The organism is Marinitoga arctica (genome assembly GCF_054657315.1).
In genome coordinates, this window is record NZ_BAAHYY010000025.1 from 1 (window position 1) to 20,203 (window position 20,203).

Annotated in this window: 19 protein-coding genes; 4 read left to right on the plus strand and 15 right to left on the minus strand. The window is 29.2% G+C overall.

The window, feature by feature from the left end; all coding sequences use genetic code 11:
- Positions 1-310 precede the first annotated feature (310 nt).
- Positions 311-1,894 carry a Gldg family protein gene (locus ACYQ44_RS07545; protein WP_459996381.1) on the minus strand — a complete coding sequence of 528 codons (1,584 nt, stop codon included), beginning with the start codon at positions 1,892-1,894 and terminating at the stop codon, positions 311-313.
- Positions 1,895-2,037: 143 nt separating this feature from the next.
- On the opposite strand from ACYQ44_RS07545, the gene ACYQ44_RS07550 reads away from it, so the two are divergent.
- Genes ACYQ44_RS07550 through ACYQ44_RS07565 form a run of 4 tightly spaced genes read left to right on the plus strand, consistent with a single transcriptional unit; the run spans position 2,038 to position 5,098 of the window.
- A complete protein-coding gene (locus ACYQ44_RS07550) occupies positions 2,038-3,069 on the plus strand; it encodes a metallophosphoesterase family protein (protein ID WP_459996382.1) in 1,032 nt (343 codons plus the stop codon).
- A 27-nt stretch (positions 3,070-3,096) separates the two neighbouring features.
- A complete protein-coding gene (locus ACYQ44_RS07555) occupies positions 3,097-3,882 on the plus strand; it encodes a DUF368 domain-containing protein (protein WP_459996383.1) in 786 nt (261 codons plus the stop codon).
- 22 nt (positions 3,883-3,904) lie between these two features.
- Positions 3,905-4,648 carry an undecaprenyl-diphosphate phosphatase gene (locus ACYQ44_RS07560; protein WP_459996384.1) on the plus strand — a complete coding sequence of 248 codons (744 nt, stop codon included), beginning with the start codon at positions 3,905-3,907 and terminating at the stop codon, positions 4,646-4,648.
- A 12-nt stretch (positions 4,649-4,660) separates the two neighbouring features.
- Entirely contained in the window at positions 4,661-5,098 is a 438-nt protein-coding gene (locus ACYQ44_RS07565) for a nucleoside-triphosphatase (RefSeq protein ID WP_459996385.1), read from the plus strand.
- 189 nt (positions 5,099-5,287) lie between these two features.
- On the opposite strand, the gene ACYQ44_RS07570 is transcribed toward ACYQ44_RS07565, so the two are convergent.
- The 14 genes from ACYQ44_RS07570 to ACYQ44_RS07635 all read right to left on the minus strand — a co-directional run bounded on the left by ACYQ44_RS07570 (position 5,288) and on the right by ACYQ44_RS07635 (position 20,179).
- Positions 5,288-7,585, minus strand: a complete 2,298-nt coding sequence (locus ACYQ44_RS07570) for a xanthine dehydrogenase family protein molybdopterin-binding subunit (RefSeq protein WP_459996386.1) — start codon at positions 7,583-7,585, stop codon at positions 5,288-5,290.
- Positions 7,582-8,040, minus strand: a complete 459-nt coding sequence (locus tag ACYQ44_RS07575; protein WP_459996387.1) for a (2Fe-2S)-binding protein — start codon at positions 8,038-8,040, stop codon at positions 7,582-7,584. Before ACYQ44_RS07575 ends, ACYQ44_RS07570 begins: the two co-directional genes overlap by 4 nt.
- Positions 8,037-8,819: an FAD binding domain-containing protein gene (locus ACYQ44_RS07580; RefSeq protein ID WP_459996388.1), complete on the minus strand. Its 783-nt coding sequence runs from the start codon at positions 8,817-8,819 to the stop codon at positions 8,037-8,039. The genes ACYQ44_RS07575 and ACYQ44_RS07580 overlap by 4 nt, the downstream gene beginning before the upstream one ends.
- Before the next feature lie 5 nt (positions 8,820-8,824).
- Complete coding sequence (locus tag ACYQ44_RS07585) at positions 8,825-9,661, minus strand: FAD binding domain-containing protein (RefSeq protein WP_459996389.1); 837 nt, start codon at positions 9,659-9,661, stop codon at positions 8,825-8,827.
- Positions 9,651-10,124 (minus strand): (2Fe-2S)-binding protein, encoded by a 474-nt coding sequence (locus tag ACYQ44_RS07590; protein WP_459996390.1) that lies wholly within the window; start codon positions 10,122-10,124, stop codon positions 9,651-9,653. The genes ACYQ44_RS07585 and ACYQ44_RS07590 overlap by 11 nt, the downstream gene beginning before the upstream one ends.
- Positions 10,108-11,340 (minus strand): threonine synthase, encoded by a 1,233-nt coding sequence (gene thrC / locus ACYQ44_RS07595; RefSeq protein ID WP_459996391.1) that lies wholly within the window; start codon positions 11,338-11,340, stop codon positions 10,108-10,110. The genes ACYQ44_RS07590 and thrC overlap by 17 nt, the downstream gene beginning before the upstream one ends.
- 215 nt (positions 11,341-11,555) lie before the next feature.
- Positions 11,556-13,265: an NADH-dependent [FeFe] hydrogenase, group A6 gene (locus tag ACYQ44_RS07600; RefSeq protein WP_459996392.1), complete on the minus strand. Its 1,710-nt coding sequence runs from the start codon at positions 13,263-13,265 to the stop codon at positions 11,556-11,558.
- Between the two features lies 1 nt (position 13,266).
- Positions 13,267-14,475 carry a complex I 51 kDa subunit family protein gene (locus tag ACYQ44_RS07605; RefSeq protein WP_459996393.1) on the minus strand — a complete coding sequence of 403 codons (1,209 nt, stop codon included), beginning with the start codon at positions 14,473-14,475 and terminating at the stop codon, positions 13,267-13,269.
- A gap of 15 nt (positions 14,476-14,490) precedes the next feature.
- Entirely contained in the window at positions 14,491-14,910 is a 420-nt protein-coding gene (nuoE, locus tag ACYQ44_RS07610; protein ID WP_459996394.1) for an NADH-quinone oxidoreductase subunit NuoE, read from the minus strand.
- Positions 14,911-15,087: 177 nt separating this feature from the next.
- The gene (locus ACYQ44_RS07615; RefSeq protein WP_459996395.1) at positions 15,088-17,052 is read right to left on the minus strand and encodes a peptidylprolyl isomerase; all 1,965 of its coding nucleotides are present in this window, start codon (positions 17,050-17,052) and stop codon (positions 15,088-15,090) included.
- Between the two features lie 75 nt (positions 17,053-17,127).
- Positions 17,128-18,102, minus strand: a complete 975-nt coding sequence (locus tag ACYQ44_RS07620; protein ID WP_459996396.1) for a thiamine pyrophosphate-dependent enzyme — start codon at positions 18,100-18,102, stop codon at positions 17,128-17,130.
- Positions 18,103-18,117: 15 nt separating this feature from the next.
- Entirely contained in the window at positions 18,118-19,287 is a 1,170-nt protein-coding gene (gene porA, locus ACYQ44_RS07625) for a pyruvate ferredoxin oxidoreductase (protein ID WP_459996397.1), read from the minus strand.
- Positions 19,288-19,302: 15 nt separating this feature from the next.
- Complete coding sequence (locus ACYQ44_RS07630) at positions 19,303-19,611, minus strand: 4Fe-4S binding protein (protein WP_459996398.1); 309 nt, start codon at positions 19,609-19,611, stop codon at positions 19,303-19,305.
- The gene (locus ACYQ44_RS07635; RefSeq protein ID WP_459996399.1) at positions 19,604-20,179 is read right to left on the minus strand and encodes a 2-oxoacid:acceptor oxidoreductase subunit gamma family protein; all 576 of its coding nucleotides are present in this window, start codon (positions 20,177-20,179) and stop codon (positions 19,604-19,606) included. The genes ACYQ44_RS07630 and ACYQ44_RS07635 overlap by 8 nt, the downstream gene beginning before the upstream one ends.
- Between the last annotated feature and the right edge of the window lie 24 nt (positions 20,180-20,203).

Consider the following 20,203-nt stretch of genomic DNA (forward strand, 5'->3'; position numbering starts at 1 on the left):
ATAGCGAAAGTGATATATCTACATTTAAATTTGTTAAACCAGGTACTTTGAAATGGAAGTTTAAGACGGAAAACGGTATCTATTCCTCGCCTGCTATTGGTAATGATGGCACGATTTATGTTGGATAATGGGATAATTATTTATACGCAATTTTATACTACACGCAAAGGATTAGCGGATTCACCATGGCTAAAGTTTCTGCATGATAATTAAAATACAAGACAATTATAAAAAATATTTTTAATATATACAATTCTCAAAATGATTTTTTTATTATATCATAAATAAAAGCAAGGCTTTTGCCTCGCTTTTATTTTATTAAATATTTAATTACATTAATAGCAAGTTGTGCATCATCTCCCCATTGCCATCCATTATGTAGTAAATCACCTGTATCTCCAGTACCATCATCAAATGGAGAGCTATCACCAATTGCAACTACTTTTCCTTTTCCATATGTAGTTACAACCATATATGGTTTATTCTCTGAATTTGCAATTAAAACTTTTACATTTTCATTTAATATTTTTATAGATGATCCATTCCAAACACCTATTTTTTGTATTTTAGACGTTATTTCATGATTATATACATGAGCTAATGGTGCTTCTTCCAAATCATCTCCTGCAAATTTAAATCCAAAGTTCTCAACAAATGTGTTAAAAATTTTAGGTGAATCCCAACCATTTCCGTTTCTATCTGAATTTCCATGATCTGCAATAATAAATAGTGAACCACCATTTTTTACAAATTTCAAAATTGCTGAAATTTCAAAATCCTTAAAAGGTTTATTAGGTTCTGGTATTATTAAAATTTTATACATATTTAATATATCTTCATGAATGTCTTCTTTTATTTCTTCAACCTTTAAACCAAGATTTTTTACTGCGTCAGCAAAATCAGAATATCCCCCATTAATTACCCAATCTGCATTACCTGCAGTTTGACCATGATTATTATCAAATAATACCCTATTTTTATAATTATCTTTTTCAATATTCATTGGTAAAATAATCATCCCTGTTTTATTTCCACTTTTATCAGAAATAGACCTTAAAACAAGTTTAAAATTATCAGGTATATTTTCTATTTCAATTTTTATCATAGTATTATCTCTTAAAGTTTCAATATTTTTTATATTTGCCTTTAAAATTCTAACGGATTTATTTTTTAATATACTTTTTGGGTTTATTGGTTCATTAAATTCCACCAAAATATAATTATCTCTAATCGCATATGTTTTTACTTTAGGCGGAAAAATATCATCTACATGTATATCTTTGATATCTCGTGGCCATAATTCATGTATTGACATATATTGCCCCAATACACCTACAACTTCCATATTTATTCCCACTTTAAATAATGCTGAGTTTATACCTGTATTTTCTCTTATGAACACCATACCTTTTCCGCTTCCATCATCTATATATATTTTTCTAATATCATATTTATCAATTTCTACTATTTTACCTTTTGTTTTTAAAAATAATCCTTCATATTTTTCATTATTAATTTCTGAAGTTTTTATTTCAATTGGTGTTGGCAAAGGATTATTTCTAGAAAGAATTTTATAATAATGAGATGAATTATCACTTTCTAAAACCAACTCCGTGTTATTTCTATGTGTCCATATATAACCTTTTGCTTCAATTAAATCTCCTCTTTTTACATCATTAAATTGTCCTCCACGATAATATAAATTAATTCCACCAGTTTGATCTTGAACAAAAATTATATTTACATCAAAAGGACCCGGTTCTACCGTTACTATTCCTCTAATTACCACTGTTTGTAAATCTTTTAATTGTCTTGCTTGAGAAATATTCATAACATTTGAGAATGAATAAATAGTTAATACTAATAGAAACATAGCTATAAGTAATTTTTTCATCATCATCCCTCCAGTATATTATTTTAACATAACATTATATCACAATAAAACTTATTTTAAATCATATTATCTCAAAATCTTATTATATTTTTAAGTTGTTTTTGATATAATTATATAGAATATTATAATAAAGGAGTAATTTCATGGATATGCTTAAAAGAAAATTTATAATTGTTTTTTTTATTTTACTTGCTATTATTTCATTATTAAAAGTGTCTTATCCATTTATACAAACCAAAGATAAAAATATGATTTTTAATAGTGTATCTGCTATTAAAAATTCTGTTGTTAATAGTGAATATACTTTTGTTGTATTAGGAGACAATAAGAATTCTATTTCTACTTTTAATAAAATTATTTATAACATTAATAATGATAATTCAGTTAGATTTGTAATTAATACTGGAGATATGGTTTTTGATGGTAATCCATTAAAATATGATTTTTTCTTAAAGCAAGTAAAAAAACTAAAAAAGCCTATGCTTTCTGTTGTTGGAAATCACGATGTTGCAGATGGTGGAGTGAGTAGATATTTAAATATTTTTGGTCCATTATATTATTCATTTCACTTGAAAAATTCATACTTTATTATGCTTGATAATTCTAACGAAGAGGAATTGGATCCATGGCAAATGGAGTGGTTAAAAAATGAATTAGAAAAATCTAAAAATTATAAATATACTTTTATTTTTATGCATGTTCCAATTTATGATCCACGTAAACCTATCGAACAACAACCAGGACATTCTCTAAAAAACTTAAAAAATGCTCAAGAATTATTTAATCTATTGAAAAATTATAATATAACTCAAATATTTTTTGGCCATATCCACGGATATTATACGGGAAAATGGGATAATATACCTTATACTGTAACAGGCGGTGCTGGAGCTGAACTTGTTGGAAAAAATCCAGATCATGATTTTTATCATTATGTGAAAGTTCATGTAAAGGATGATTCTGTATCATATGAATTAATAAAACTAAACTCTCCAGATTTTAATTTTGTAGATAGAGTTGGTGCTTTCCTATGGATATATTTGTATTCTACTATTGTTATTAATTTTTGGACTATATTACTTTTAATTTCAACTATTGTTCTTATTATATACTATTTAAAAAGATTTGGTATAACTCATTTTTCAGTTTTAAAAAGATTTTTTAAATATAAATAATTTTTTATCAAATAGTTCTTATTGGAGGTGTATTATTTGAAAGATTTTATCCTTGGATTAATCATGGGAATAGCTAATTTATTACCCGGAATTAGCGGTGGAACTATTGCAGCTATTTCAGGAAGATACGAGATTATTTTAAAGGCAGCATCTGATTTTATATCTCTTAAATGGAAAAAAGAAAGTTTACATGTAATTATTTTTCTAATTCTTGGAATGGGGACCTCTATAATTTTATTCTCAAAATTATTGTCATTTGTTTTTGAAAGATACCCTGAATATTCATATGGTATTTTTACAGGTTTGATTATTGGTGGTTTAATCTATTTATTAAGTCAAATAAATTTCAAAAAAGGAACCAATTCTTCTATTATAGTAATTTCATTTACAGTTACATTTTTTTTATTAAAGTTTGCAGAAAGTTATGAAAATTCAAGTCAAAATATATCTTTTTGGTATTTAATTTTAGGTGGTATTATCGGAGCGACTACAATGGTTTTACCTGGTATAAGCGGATCATCTATGCTTTTAATTCTAGGAATATATAAACCTGTTATTGATGCTATATCTAATGTGAATTTTAAAATTCTTATTCCTGTTGCTATTGGAGTTCTGTTAGGACTAATTCTAATAATAAAATTATTGGAAAAATTAATAGAACGATTCCATGAACAGGTTATATCTTTTTTAATAGGATTAACAATAGCTGGAACTATAATTATTTTCCCTATAACTTCTAAGTGGTTAACTTATATTTTCTTTATTATAGGTATAATAATTTCAAGATATCTTGAAAAAATTTTAAAAGAATAATTTTTTAGAAAGAGGTGTGGGTATGCAGGAAATTATATTAGGAATTATTCAAGGTTTAACAGAATTTTTACCTGTTTCAAGTTCAGGACATTTAGCTTTATTTTCAAAAATTATAAGTTTTAATCCAAATGTTTCTTTTTTTGCCTTTTTACATTTGATGACATTTTTTGCTGTATTATTATTTGTTTATAAAGAGGTATGGTTTATAATAAAGGGAATATTTACAGGTAAAAAAGATTCTTGGACTTTAGCTTTAAAAATTATTGTTTCATCCATTCCAGCTGCTTTTATCGGAATTTTATTCGAAGAACAGATTTCAAATGCTTTTTCTTCTTTAAAATTAGTTGGAATATTTTTCTTATTTACATCAATTGCTATGATATTATCAGATAGATTCAATGGGAAAAAAGAATTAATGGATATATCTTATACTGATGCAATAATTATTGGCTTGTTTCAAGCTGCTGCAATTTTCCCTGGAATTTCAAGAAGTGGATTCACATTGTTTGGTGCTTTACTTTTAAATACTAAAAAAGAAGCAGCATTAAAATACTCTTTTTTAATGAGTTTACCAGTAACTTTTGGTGCAGGTTTGTTGGAAATTCATAATGTTGTATTCACATCTCCTGTAATTTATTCTGGAATTGCAACCTTTATTTTTGGTGTTATAGGACTTTATATTTTGAAAAAAACTGTTATTAACGGAAAATTAAAATATTTTGGATACTATACTATAATTGCTTCTATTTTAAGTTTTATTGCATAATGGTGGGATATTATGAAAATATTATTAACGGGAAAAATGGGGGTTGGAAAATCTACAATTTTAAATAAAGCTATAAAAAAATATAATATACAATATGGAATTTTCACGAAAAAAATTGGTGAAAATGTTTATGCATGGTTATTGAATTCTAATACTAAGTACATTATTGGAAAAAAATCTGATTATGGAATGCAAATAAATGAAATCGGATTTAAAAAAATTGTCAATGAACTAAAAAATATTAGATTTCCAGATTTTTTTATTATTGACGAAATAGGTTATTTAGAAGAGAAATATCCAGCTTTTTTAAATGAAATAAAAAGATTAATAGAAGAATCTAAAAATTTTGTAGGTATTATAAGATTATTTTTTCAAGAAAGGTATTATTTTTTAAATGATTTACCAATTATAGAAGTTACAGAGGAAAATAGAAATAATATAATCTTATAAAATAAAAGCTCCAGATTTCTCTGGAGCTTTTATGAAACCATATATCTATATGGAATCGGGGGATGGGGATTTCAAAATTATTATATCTTAGATATATTAATTCAAGGTTACAACTAAAATGTTTTTTTGTACTTTAAGTTAAATTTACCCATCAAAAAAACCTCTCTCAAACACGAGAGAGGTTTTTTACTATTTATTTTTTAAGGCTTTTAATACTTTTTCTGGAGTTATTGGCAAGTCTTTTATTCTTATACCTACTGCATTATATATTGCGTTTGCAATGGCAGCGGGTGGCGTATCAATTCCTATTTCCCCAACACTTTTTGCACCAAATGGACCTGTTGGCTCATAACTATCTACTAATTCAACATCAAGATTTTTAATATCAACCCTCGAAGGTATTTTATAATTCATTAAATTATTCGTTAATAGCTTTCCATTTTTATCATATTTTACTTCTTCATACATCGCCATACCAATTCCTTGTGCAAGTCCGCCTTCAACTTGTACTTTTGCAAGATTAGGATTAATAGGTGTTCCACAATCAACAACAGCAACATAATTTAACAAATCGACTTTACCTGTTTCTGTATCAACTTCTACCTCAGCATATCCGGCCATAAATGGTGGTGGTGACTCCTCTCCAACATATGAACCTGTTGTACTCAATTGCTTTTGATTTTCATTGTAATATAAAATTTCTGCTAATTTTTGTAAAGATATTTTATTATTTTTTGTTTTTATTTCCTTTCCATCAAATTCTATTTCTTCTACTGAAACTTCAAAATATTCTGCTCCAGCTTTAATTATTTCATCTTTCATCTTTTCTGCTGCTATTCTTACAGCATTTCCAGATACATATGTTGTACTTGATGCATATGCTCCAACATCAAATGGTGTAACATCCGTATCTGAAGAATATGGAATTATACTTTCTGTTGGAACATTTAATACTTCAGCAGCTATTTGAGATAAAATGGTGTCGCTACCTGTTCCAATATCAGTAGCTCCTATTAATAAATTAAATGATCCATCTTCATTTAATTTTAATGTTGCAGCCCCCATGTCTATCTTTGCAATACCAGAACCCTGCATTGCAATAGCCATTCCAACACCTCTAACTTTATTTCCTTCTTTTTTGGCATTAAATTTATTTTCCCAATCAATCTTTTTTGCACCTTTTTCCACACATTCATCTAATTTACAACTTCTTACTATCATATCAACACCTTCTCTACCTTCACCCATTATTTTGAAGATAGGAGATGTTTCATTTTCCCTTATCATATTAATTTCTCTTAATTTTACTGGATCTATATTAAGCTTATATGCTAGCATATCCATAGCTGATTCTATAGCAAAATTAGCTTGAATTGCACCATAACCCCTATATGCTCCAGCTGATGGATGATTAGTATATACTACATCGCCTCCAAATCTAACAGCATTTACTTTATTATACATAGGTAACACTTTAGATCCTGCTACCATAAATGTTGTTAATGCATGTTCACCATATGCACCTGTATCAGAAAGACCTCTAACATCTATAACATTTATTTTTCCATCTTTATTTGCTCCTATAGTAACATCAAATCTCATTGGATGTCTTGTATATGTTGATTCAAAAACCTCTTTTCTTGTATAATAAATTTTTGCAGGTTTTCCTGTTTTTAATGTTACTAAAGCAACATAAGGTTCTCCATGGATACCTTGTTTCCCACCGAATCCACCACCAACACGTGGTTTAATTACTCTAATTTTCTTTATTGGAATATCTAAGGCATGAGCTAATATTCTTCTTACATGAAATGGAACTTGTGTAGAACTAACAATAACAAGTCTACCTTGCATATCCATATATGAGTAAGCAGCATGTGGTTCCATCATAACATGTGCCTGAGCCTGTGTATAAAATCTTTCTTTTACTACTACATCTGAATTTTCTATTTCCTTCTCAACATCACCTATACTCATTTCATATGTTGCTGCTATATTATTTTTTGGATCAGAACTTACAAAACTTTCACTTTTATAATCCTTTTCTGGATGTATAACCGATTTTGATCCTTTACTCTTTTCAAAATCAAGAACAGGTTCTAATACTTCATATTCTATATCTAAAAGTTTTAATGCTTTTTCAGCTGTAATTTCATCTCTTGCAGCAACAACTGCAACTTCATCTCCTATATATCTTACATACTCATCTAAAATATATTTGTCATATGGTGATGGTTCAGGATATCCTTGTCCAGCCCTTGTAAATCTATTTTTAGGAACATCCTTATATGTTAATATACATTCTACACCTTCTAACTTTTCTACTTTAGAAGTATCTATACTTTTTATTCTTGCAAAAGCATGGGGACTTCTTAAAATTTTTACCACTAAAGAATTTTTTGGCGCTAAATCATCAGTATATACCGGTTTCCCACTAACTAATCCATAACCATCAACTTTTTTAATAGGTCTTTTTACTTCTTTCATGCTTTCACCTCAAAATACTTTTTTATTGCTCTCATTTGAGGAACATAACCTGTGCACCTACATAAGTTCCCAACTAAATATTTTTTCATATCTTCTTCACTTGGATTTTTTAATTCTTTTTTCATAGCATAAACGTTAAGAATTAAACCTGGACTACAAAATCCACATTGATCTGCACCTTCTTCAAGCAAAGCATTTGATATCTCTTTGAATTCTGGATCATTTTCTAATCCTTCTATTGTTGTGATTTCATGACCATCTGCTGATGCAGCTAATACCGAACAAGATAATACTGGTTTTCCATCCATTAAAACTGTACAAACTCCACATGTTCCTGTGTCACAACCTTTTTTAACACCCATATAATCTAACCTTCTTAATACATCTAATAAAAATTCAGAAGGATTTATATCTACTTCTTTTTTTACTTTATTTATTATTAAATTTATTTTCATTTTAAAACCTCCTCTAATCCTCTTATTACAAGAACAGGTGCAATCATTTCTCTATATTCTTTAGATCCCTTAATATTTGTACCAAAGGATGTTTCATTTGCTGCAATTTTTGCTGCTTCTTCTATATTATTATTTTCTTTTAAATATTCCATTGCTTTCTTAGATAAAGTAGCAACTGCTGGCCTTGCACCAATAGCTATTCTAAAATCTTTATTTTCATCAACAGAAACAGCTACATTTAATATTGAAAAATCATAAAAAGAATTCCTCATATACTGAAAAGAAAGTTTTCTATTTTCTTTTTTTATTATTAATTCAACTATAATGTCTTTTCTTATTTTTTCCTCTAAAAATACTTCTAATGGCATTCTTCCATTTTTATATAAAACTATATCTGTGTTTAAAGCTAATAATACAGTAATTAAGTCAGAAAATCCTAATCTAGGAAAAATTGTTCCTCCAATAGTCGCTATATTTCTTAACTGAACAGACCATATTGATTGTAATGCTTTATGAAGCTCACCATTGAAGCCATTTTTTATTATTTCACTTCTTTCCATTTCACCTAATGTTGTTGCTCCTCCTATTTTTATTTCATTATTTTCAATCTTTACATAGTTCAAACCAGTATCTTGTAAATCAATTGCAAGGCCTATTTTTCTTGAAGATAACCTCATAAATGCACCACTACCTATTATTTCTGCTCCTTCTGTATTTTTCAGTTTTTCATATGCCTCATCTACGCTTTTTGGTCTATAATATTCTTTAATCTCAATCACACCTATCACCCTTCCCTGCTAAAATTATAATAAGCTTTAATTAATAAATTCTTTACCATCTTTTTCCTATATTCTGCACTAGCCCTTACATCTGTTATTGGATTAATGTTTTGCATATATTTTTCCCCAAACTCTTCAAATGTTTTTTTAGAAAACTCTTTACCTATCATTTCTTTTTCTAATTCTTTAAATCTAATAACAGTAGGACCAACTGAACCATACGCTATTTTTATATCTTCAATAATATCTCCTACACGTTTTAATAATACTCCTATGCTTATAATAGAAATATTCATAGCATTTCTCTTTCCTACTTTTTCATAATAATATTTATATTCACTTCTATCTCTTAATTCAATAGAGCTTATAATCTCCTCTGGTTTTAAAGCCACTTTCCCTGGTCCAGTTATCAGTTTAGAAATTTTTATCTTTTTATTTGATGGTTTTATCTCAGCATATCCTCTAAATAAATAAGTGGCAAGCAAAAAATCCCCTGCTGGTGATGCGTTACCAATATTTCCTATTGGCGTAGCTCTATTTCTAATTTGCGGCGATCCAATTTGGTTTATTATATCAACAATCATTGGATATCTATTTTTAAATTCCTTATTATTTAACAAATCAGCATATGTGGTGTTTAAAGGTATTTTTACCTTTCCATCTTTAAATGATATATTTTCTTTTTTTATTCCTTTTGTGTCAATAATAACCTTTGGATTTATTACTTTTGCTCTCATTTTAACCATTAAATCCGTTCCACCTGACAACAGTTTTGCATCATATTTTGATTTTAACTCATTTATTTCTTCGATAGTCTGAGGTTTATAATATTTAAATTTCATTATTCTCACCTCGTTTTTCTGCTGCTAATTTCACTGCTTCAATTATTTTTGTATAACCTGTACATCTACATAAATTTCCTTCTAATCCTTCTTTTATATCTTCATCTGTTGGATTTGGATTATTATCTAAAAGAACTTTTGTTGACATAATAAATCCTGGAGTACAAAATCCGCATTGAATAGCTCCTTTTTCTATGTAAGCCTCCTGAATAACAGTATCTCCTTTTTCATTTAATCCTTCTAAAGTCCAAACTTCCTGACCATCAAGTTCAACAGCTAAAACCATACATGAGTTAACATTTTTCCCATTTAATATAATAGTACAAGCTCCACACTCCCCTTCACCACATCCTTCCTTTACAGAAGTCATTCGCATATCATCTCTTAAGAAATCTAAGGCTCTTTTATACTCTAAAACATCATATTCGACATCTTTACCATTTAATTTAAATTTTATTTTCATATTCTTCAATCACCTCTCTTACTGCATTTATTTCAGGTTTAACCTTTTTTAGATTAACAAATTTTTCTATTGCTTTTACATCTTTTAAACCATTGCCTGTAATTACAATAGCTACTTTTGCTTCTTTTCCAAGTTTTTTAGATATCTTTTTTAATCCAGCATAGGATGTTGCTCCTGCTGGTTCGCCAAATATTCCTGTTTTTAATGATAATTCATATATTGCGTTTAATATTTCTTCATCCGATACACTTACAAAATATCCTCCACTTGCTTTTACATATTTACATGCCTTTATAACATCTCTTGGTTTTCCAACACTTATACTATCAGCAATCGTATTTGTTTCTATATCATCTGGTAGAAATGGCTCTCCTTTATCAAATACCCTTTTTACAGCGGCTGCTCCTTCTGCTTGAACCCCTATGATTTTAGGTATTTTATCTATTAACCCCAATTTATAAAAATCATAAAAACCTTTATAAAAAGAACTAATTACTGTACCATCCCCAACACTAACTAAGATGTAATCTGGGATGTCCCAATTATTCTGAACTGCTATTTCAAGCGCTCCAGTCTTTTTACCTTCTAATAAATATGGATTTATTGCAGAGTTTCTACAATACCATCCTTTTTCTTCTCCTATTTTCATTGAGATATCAAAAGCTTCATCATAAGTACCATCTATAGGTATTACATTAGCACCATATATAAACAATTGTGATATTTTAGCTATTGGAGCAGACGCAGGAAGAAATATAAATGTTTTTAGTTTTGTAGGAGCACTTAACCCAGCTAAAGAACTAGCAGCATTCCCCGTTGATGCACAATAGATTGTTTCATAACCTTTTTCATATGCTTTAGTAATAGCTATAGCTGACGCTCTATCTTTGTAGGATGCTGTTGGATTCGTTCCATCATATTTTATAATTAATTGTTTTAATCCCAACTCTTCTGATAATTTTGGAAAATTATATAATGGTGTCCCCCCAATATTTAATGGTGACCTATAACTATTTTTTGTTATTGGTAAAATTTTCTCAAATTGCCATATTTTTTCATATTTTGAAAATTCTTCCCTATTTATCCTTATGTTATCATAATCATATATAACTTCTAAAGTTCCTAATCTATCTCCACAAATAGGACAAGTATATTCAATATCATCTGGTTCATAGATTTTTCCACAACTTATACACTTTAATTTATACTTTTTCATAAGATCCTCCTTATTTTTTATTTTTTTCATCTTTATTAAATTTTACATTATTTTATACTTAAATTAAACTCTATTTAAATCTACTATATAACAAATATCCGCTATAATATTTGATTATTTCCACTTAACAGCTTTTTTTGGAATGTTGTATATTAAAATAAAAATGAGGCCATTAAGCCTCATTTCAAATCAATAAATATTTATTTTTTTTAGAATTAGTTTCGTGCTACATAGTGAGTATGCAGATAATGATGTGCAACTTCACTATTTGGTTCTCCAAGGAATTCCTTATACAATTCTTTAACTGCTGGATTTTCATGTGATTTTCTTAATTTTGCTTCATAATCTATTTCATAAATAGATTCCATACGTTTTAATAATACTTCTTCATTAGTTGGTATTGGTTGTCCTCCACCACCAATACATCCACCAGGACAAGCCATAAATTCAATAAAATGATATTGCAACTCACCATTTCTCATCTTTTCAAGAACTTTCCTTGCTGCACCTAGCGTATTTACAACAGCAACTTTTATTATTTTTCCATTTATTTCAACAGATGCTTCTTTTACCATTTTTAAACCTCTAACAGAGGTAAAATCTAACTTTTCTAATTCTCTTCCTGTTAATATCTCATACGCAGTTCTTAGTGCGGCCTCCATAACTCCACCTGATGCTCCAAATATTGCCCCTGCTCCTGTTGATATTCCAAATGGATTATCATATTCTTCTTCCGGTAAATTAGTAAAGTCAATTCCTGATTCTTTTATCATTTTTGCTAATTCCCTTGTTGTTAGTACATAATCTACATCTCCAGCAAGTTCTGGCCTATGCATTTCATATTTTTTGGCGGTACATGGCATTATTGAAACTACTACTAGCTTTTCTTTAGGAATTCCTAACTTCTTAGCATAATAGTGTTTTGCAACTGCTCCAAACATTTGTTGAGGAGATTTAGCAGATGATAAATGAGGTAAAAATTCTGGATAATTGTGTTCGATAAACTTTATCCATCCCGGACTACACGATGTGAATAATGGTAATTTTCCCCCTTCTTTAAATCTATGTATAAATTCTGTTCCTTCTTCTACTATTGTTAAATCGGCAGTAAAATTAGTATCAAAAACTTTATCAAATCCTAATAACCTTAATGCCGAAACCATCTTACGTGTTGAAATAGTCCCGGGTTCTAAACCAAATGGTTCTCCTATAGCTACCCTAACAGCTGGTGCTGTTTGAACAATTACTACCTTCTCTGGATCATTTATAGCTTTCCATACTCCCTCAATATGATACACTTCATGCAAAGCACCTGTAGGACAATTCATCACACATTGGCCACAATTTGTGCAATCAACATTACCCATACCCTGATTCAAAAATGTTGTCACTATAGTATTTGGACCTCTATTTGCAAAAGTAAATATATTAACTCCTTGAATATTTGAACACGCTCTTATACACCTTCCGCATACTATGCATTTTGTTGGTTCTCTGACAATTGAATAACTAGAAAAATCTGATGGTAATTTTTTTTCAACAGGCGGAATATTTATTTTTGTTACACCTATTTCTTCCGCTATTGTTCTTAACTCACAAGATGTTGCTCTTGGACATGTTAAACAATTTAATTCACAACTAATACCATGAGAAGCAACTATTAATTGCATTATTGTTTTTCTGACTTTTCTAACTTTTTCAGTATGGGTCTTAATATTCATACCCTCACTAATTTTCACAGCACAAGACGGAACTAATGTTCTTGATCCTTCTATTTCTACAACACATAATCTACAACCCCCATAAGGATCCATTCCTTTAATATAACATAATGTTGGAATTTTTATATTAACTTTATTCACTGCTTCTAATATAGTAATACCTTCAGGCATATCGTATTCTCTATTATTAATAGTGATTTTCATATTATATCACCTCTTCATGGAAAAATTTATCCAAAACAGAATAAATAAAATTAACAGAAGATTGACCAAAACCGCATCTTGCAGCTAACATAATCGCTTCTTTTAATTCACCTATAATCTTTTTATATTCTTCTTTATAACCATTTCTCTTTAAATTTAATAATATCTCTTTAATATTTCTATTACCCTCCCTGCAAGGAAAGCAGGTTCCACATGTTTCTTTAACAAAAAAATTTGAAACGTTTAATAGTAAATCAACTAAATCATGTTTTTGAGATACAACTATCATTCCACCAGAGCCTATAGATGAACCCGCCATTTCTAAATCTTCATATGTATAAGGTATATCAATTTCATCTTTTTTTAATATCGAAGTTGCTAATCCTCCTGGTACAACAAAATTCAAATCATAACTTACTCCACCTGCCAATTCTATGATTTCCTTTAAAGTCACACTTCCAAATTCTATTTCATATACTCCCGGAAGCTTTACATCACCACTAATTGAAACCAATTTAGTACCTCTGCTTTTTTCGGTTCCCATTTGAGCATAAATATTTTCATCATATTTCATAATTTCTGCTACCGTTGACAATGTTTCTACATTATTTACTACTGTAGGTTTATCGTACAATCCCTTTTGAACAGGATACGGCGGTTTTATTCTTGAAAACCCTCTTTTACCTTCTATTGAATTAATTAACGACGTTTCATCTCCACAAACATATGCTCCTGCTCCTTTTATCAATTTCAATTCAAAATCAAAATCACTTCCTAATATTTTTTTCCCAAGCAATCCGCTATGATATGCTGTTTTTATAGTGTTTTCAAAAATTTCTATTGCTTTTGAATATTCTCCTCTAATATATATATATCCAAAATTTGCTTTAACTGCATATGCTGCTATTATAATTCCTTCTAAAACTTTAAATGGCATATTTTCAAGTAAAAATCTATCTTTAAATGTACCTGGCTCCCCTTCATCTGCATTACAAATTAAAAATTTCACATCATTTTCTTGAGCTAAAGCAAATTCCCATTTTCTTCCTGTTGGGAATCCAGCCCCACCTCTTCCTCGTAAACCAGAGTCGGTTATTTTTTTCACAATGTCTTCTAGATTCATTTTCAATGAATTTTTCAACCCCAAGAATTCATAATTACTCATAGTTTTTTCAATATCTGATTTTAAAAAGATTTTTTCTTCTAACATTTTCTCACCACCTTATTATATACATTCTTTTAAGATAGAAATAGCCTGTTGCGGAGTTACTTTTGTATAAACTTTATTATTTACCATCATAATCGGTCCTTCTCCACAATGTCCTAAACATTCGACAATTTCAAGAGTAAACTTTTTATCTTTAGTAGTTCCTCTTGATTCAATTCCCAAATATTCTTTTATTGTTTCTACTACATTTTCAGAATTATTTAAATGGCAAGATAAACTATCACAAATTCTTATAATATACCTACCTCTGGGCTCAACATGAAACATAGAATAAAATGAAATAATTCCATATAGCTGAGATTTTGGTATTTTTCGAATTTTAGCAATTCTAATTATCTGTTCTTCTGGAATATAGCCATATGTATCTTGAATATTATGCAGTTCCTCTAATAGAGTTTTTTCATAAAACTTTTCCATTTTATACACCCCCTCATTATTATATTACTACTTTATTAAAAAAATAACAAATGTATATATAAATGATTAAGTGAAATTATTCATAATTACGGTTATTAACAAGTTATTAATGATTATTTTTTCATTTTGTTAATATAAATAAAAAATGGAGAGCAAAAGCTCTCCATTTTAAAAAAATTAATTATTTGTCATTGTTGCATTTTTTGATTCTTCATATTCTTTTTCTGCATCTTCAATCATTTTATCTATTCCTGGATAGTTTGGATCTAATTTTTTAATTTCTTCTAAATAACCAATTTTCGAAAAACTGTCTTGACTAAATGTATCGTTAAAATCAATTAATGTTTCTAATGCTTCTATTCTTGTTTCTGTTGAAGCTTTTGAAAAAGCTACCCTATTTAGATTAAAACTTATTTCTCTTAATTGTTGACCGAAATATTGGAACATTGCATTAGCATCAATATACTGTAAGTACTGTTTATAGGTATTAAATTTGTTTTCAGAATATTTTAATGCAACTTCTGGATTTTCTGGTGATTCTTGATAATAGTATTCAACTGTTTTTGTAGAACTTGGATATTCAGCAAATAATTCGTCTAATACTTTTATTCTTTTTGCTTTTAATTCATCTAATGTTTTTTCTAATTCAATCTTCCCTTTGGAAATCTCTGCATCAGTATATTCTTTTAACTCATCTTTTAATTCTAAAAAGTTTTTTGCATCTTCATATTTAAATCTTTCTTTTAATAAGTTAGTGTAATCTTCACCTTTAACATTTTTCATTTGTTCGCTTATTTCATCATATTTTTTATTAATTTCATCTAATCCTAATTTAAGTATTTCTTCATCAACATCATCTTTTAATGTAAGGTATTTTGTAAATTTATCTAATCTATCTTCCAAAATACCTTTCAATAATCCTGAAACATTTATATACAAAGCCATTTCATTTGTGGAAACATCTATTGATATTTCTCCATTTTCATCAAAAATTATATCTTCTAATAATGAAACATAGTTTTTTATTTTTTCTTCATCTTTAGATTCGTTTAATTTAGAAAATTCATTATAACCTTTTAAATCTTCATCTAAATATTTAATATCTAGGTTTTCTTTTTCTTTATAGTTTTTTAACCAAGAGACAAATTTGTCATCTTTTAATTTCTTTTCTATTTCAGAATATATTTCAGGGAATTTATCCATTATATCTTCTGGTTTGTTAAATACTTTTTTATCTTGAACTCTAATAATATGATATCCATAATTAGTTTTTACTGGTCCTACCAATTCACCTATTGTAGCTCCAAATGATGCGTCTTCAAATTCTTTTACCATTGTATTATGTTTAAACCATCCTAATTCTCCACCACTTGTTGCATTTGATGTATCTTTTGAGTATTTTGAAGCAGCATCTTCAAATGTAATATCTTTATTTTCAATCATTTGTTTAATTTTATTTGCTGTTGCTTCATCTGAAACAAGTATGTGTTGAGCTTTTACTTCTTCATATTGATTTTTTAAATCTTCAAAATTATTTTTAATATAATCAAGACCTTCTTCTTTTGAAATATTTGAAACACTATTTTTTACTCTATCAATTATCATTTGAGTTCTATAAGCATCTTTATAATTTGTTTTTATTAAATCTCTTAAATTATCCTCTGATTTGTAATAATTCAAATAATTTTTCCATGTATCAGGGTTTTCCTTTAATTTCGCAATTTGATCATCTATATACTTATTAAATTCTGTTTCTACTTCTTTATCAGCAGGAATTAATCCATTATTATCTGCATAATATTCAATAACTTTTATGTCAAATAATTGTTTTACTGCGTTATATGATAATGCTAATTCATCAAAAACTGGATCTAAATTTTGACCATATGCAGTGTACTGTTGTCTCATCTGAGATACTTCATCATTTACTTCATAACTCATTATCCAATAAGGATAATCTAATTCTGTTCCATCTTTTGTAATTACTGCTACAGCATTATCTTTTGATGGAGTGTTATTAGCAGTATTGGATTTTGATGCGCCTATATAAGTAGCTATAGACCACCAGATGATACCTGCTGTAAATAAAACAACTATTAGTATAACAATTACTTTTTCCCACTTGACAAACCAATCTCTCATTTATTAACCCCCTCTAACCTTACATTTTAATAAATAGCCTAAAAACCGGGGGCAAGCCCCGGTTTTTGTTTTTTATTATCTTAAGTACATATCTTTTGTGGTTTCTTCCAACTTTAGCAGTCTTTCCCATCTTGTATCAACATATTTTTGCATTTGATCAATCATTTCTTTATATTCTGGATGTTGAAGTGCTTTTCTAAATCTTCCAATTGATTTGATATATTCTTCAATTGGTTTGAAGTTTCTTGGTTTTCTTGTTATTTTATATACCCCTCTATCAACTTCATATAATGGCCAATATTTTGTTTCTACTGCTAATTTTGTAATTGTTGGACCATCGCTTTCAGGTATTCTCCAGAATCTAACACATGGGGCTAATACTGCAATAAATGCAGGTCCCTCAAATTTTAAACCTTTTTCTACCTTAGCCATGAAATCAAAAGGATCTGAGGTTGAAGCGGTTGCAGCATATACATTTTCATGAGCAGCAACTATTTCAATAATATTCTTTTTAAATTGAACTTTACCTGTTTTTACATTACCAATTGGTTCTGTTGTTGCATCAGCACCTGGAGGTGTAGAACCTGATCTTTGATTACCTGTATTCATGTAACCTTCATTATCGTATAATATGTATAGGAAATCATGTCCTCTTTCTATAGCTCCTGATAGGGATTGAAGCCCTATATCATATGTTCCACCATCTCCACCAAATGCAATGAATTTTATTGGTTTATCTGTCTTTAATCTTCCTCTGTTTTTTAATGATCTATATGCTGATTCTGCACCAGATATTGTTGCTGCAACGTTTTCAAATGCATTATGAATATAAGGAATATTCCAGGATGTAAATGGATATATTGTTGATGAAACTTCCAAACATCCTGTAGCAGCTCCAACTACTGGTTCATATCCTAAAGCCTTTGCTGTCATTGTTGCCCATTTTGCTACCATTGGTGCATTACAACCTGGACACAATCTATGACCTTGTGTGAATGGCCAATCTTCTTTATCTACCAAATTAATTAATTGTTTCATATTTACAGGCACTATTATTCACCTCCATTATTCTTTTAAACCAAGATATCTTTCTTCATTTGGATCTAAATCGCCTTTAATTGCATCTTCGAATGGAACTTGTAACATTGATGGTGTTACATCTCTTCCACCTAAACCATATACATATGAACCGATTAATGGTCTTTCTTTTGCTTCATACAATGCTGATTTTATTAATGAGTATAATGGTGCTTCTTTACCAAACGACATAGCTCTGTCAAGTACCATAACTGCTTTTCTACCTTCAAGAGCTGCTAAAAATTCTTTTTTAGGGAATGGTGTGAATACCCATGGTTTAATTAAACCTGCTTTTATACCTTTTTCTCTCAATTCATCAACAACATATTTAGCAGTCGATGCTGCAGAGTTCATTACAACCATAACATATTCAGCATCTTCCATTTTATATAAATCTAAGAAATCATATTTTCTTCCTGATATTTTTTCATATTCAGCAAATACTTCTGGTAATGCTTTATATGCATTTTTTAATCCTTCTTGTTGTTGTCTATGGTGTTCAAAGTAATAGTCAAATAAATCTAATGGTCCATGAGTTATAGGATTATCAACATCTAATAATGGATATTTTGGTTCCCATAATCCAACAAAATCTCTAACAACTTCATCATCTAAAATTTCCACACCTTCAACACCGTGAGAAGTTATAAATCCGTCTAAATTAACCATAGCTGGAGTTAATACTTCTTCTCTTTCAGCTAATTTTGTTGCAATTATTGTCATATCATATGCCTCTTGAGAATTTTCAGAGAATAATTGAATCCATCCAGAATCTCTTACTGCATAAGCATCTGAATGGTCTCCGTGTATATTAATAGGTCCTGATAAAGCTCTATTAACAATTGGCATTACTATTGGCAATCTCATTGATGCTGCAATATATACAATTTCAAACATTAAAGCTAATCCATTTGCAGCTGTTGCTGTCATTGTTCTTGCACCTGCTGCTGCTGAACCTACTACAGCACTCATTGCTGAATGTTCAGATTCTACAGGAACCATTACTGTATCAACAACTCCATCTGCTACGAATTGAGCAAAATACTCAACTATAGGAGTTTGTGGTGTTATTGGATATGCAGCTACTACATCTGGATTAATTTGTCTCATTGCATGAGCAACTGCAGCTGCACCAGTTATTGCTAACTTTGTAGGCATTTATATTCAACCTCCTTATTTTAAAAATTCCGTTTCTGGTTTCATTGTAATTGCGTTAACAGGACAAACATTTGCACATGTTCCGCAACCTTTACAATAATTATAATCAAAGCCTAACATTTCTGTTTTTCCATCTTCTTTTACTTTACCGTTTATTGCCATATCTGGACAATAAAGCCAACATTGCATACAATTTATACAAGCGTCTTTATCAACGATAGGTCTCATTATTCTCCATGTACCAGTATGATATTCTCTTGCAGTAGCTGGTTTATCTATTACTCCAGCAATTGGCATTTCTTTCCAGCTATCATATTTAGGCATTTCCTTTCACCTCCTGATAACCTCTTTCAACTGCCCTAATATTTGCTTCAACTACTTCTGGACCAAATTTTTTCTCAAATGTTTTTTTAACTTTTTCTTTTACTACTTCTAAAGGTACTACATTTGTTAGTTTAACAAGGGCTCCAATCATAACTGTATTAGGAATTCCTCTTTTAATTTCTTCTAAAGCTATATCTGTTGCAGGGATTGTGTAAATTTTTCCATTAAATCCTGTTCTCTCTTTTACTTCTTCCGGTGACATAACAGTATTAACCAACATAAATTTATCTTCTGTTAATCCAGCAGTTATTTCAGGTAATCCTAACATTGTGTCATCAAATACTACAACCACATCAGGATTTTCAATACCACTTCTTATTCTAATTGGAACATCAGCTATTCTGTTAAAAGCTTTCATTGGCGCACCTGATCTTTCTGCACCATATTCTGGAAATGCTGTTGAATATTTTCCAGCTTCTACTGCTGCTTCTGTCAAAAACTGAGAAGCACTTTTTGCTCCTTGTCCAGCTCTTCCATGCCATCTGATTTCAAAATATTTTTCTGGCACTCTTATGCCCTCCTTTCAGATATT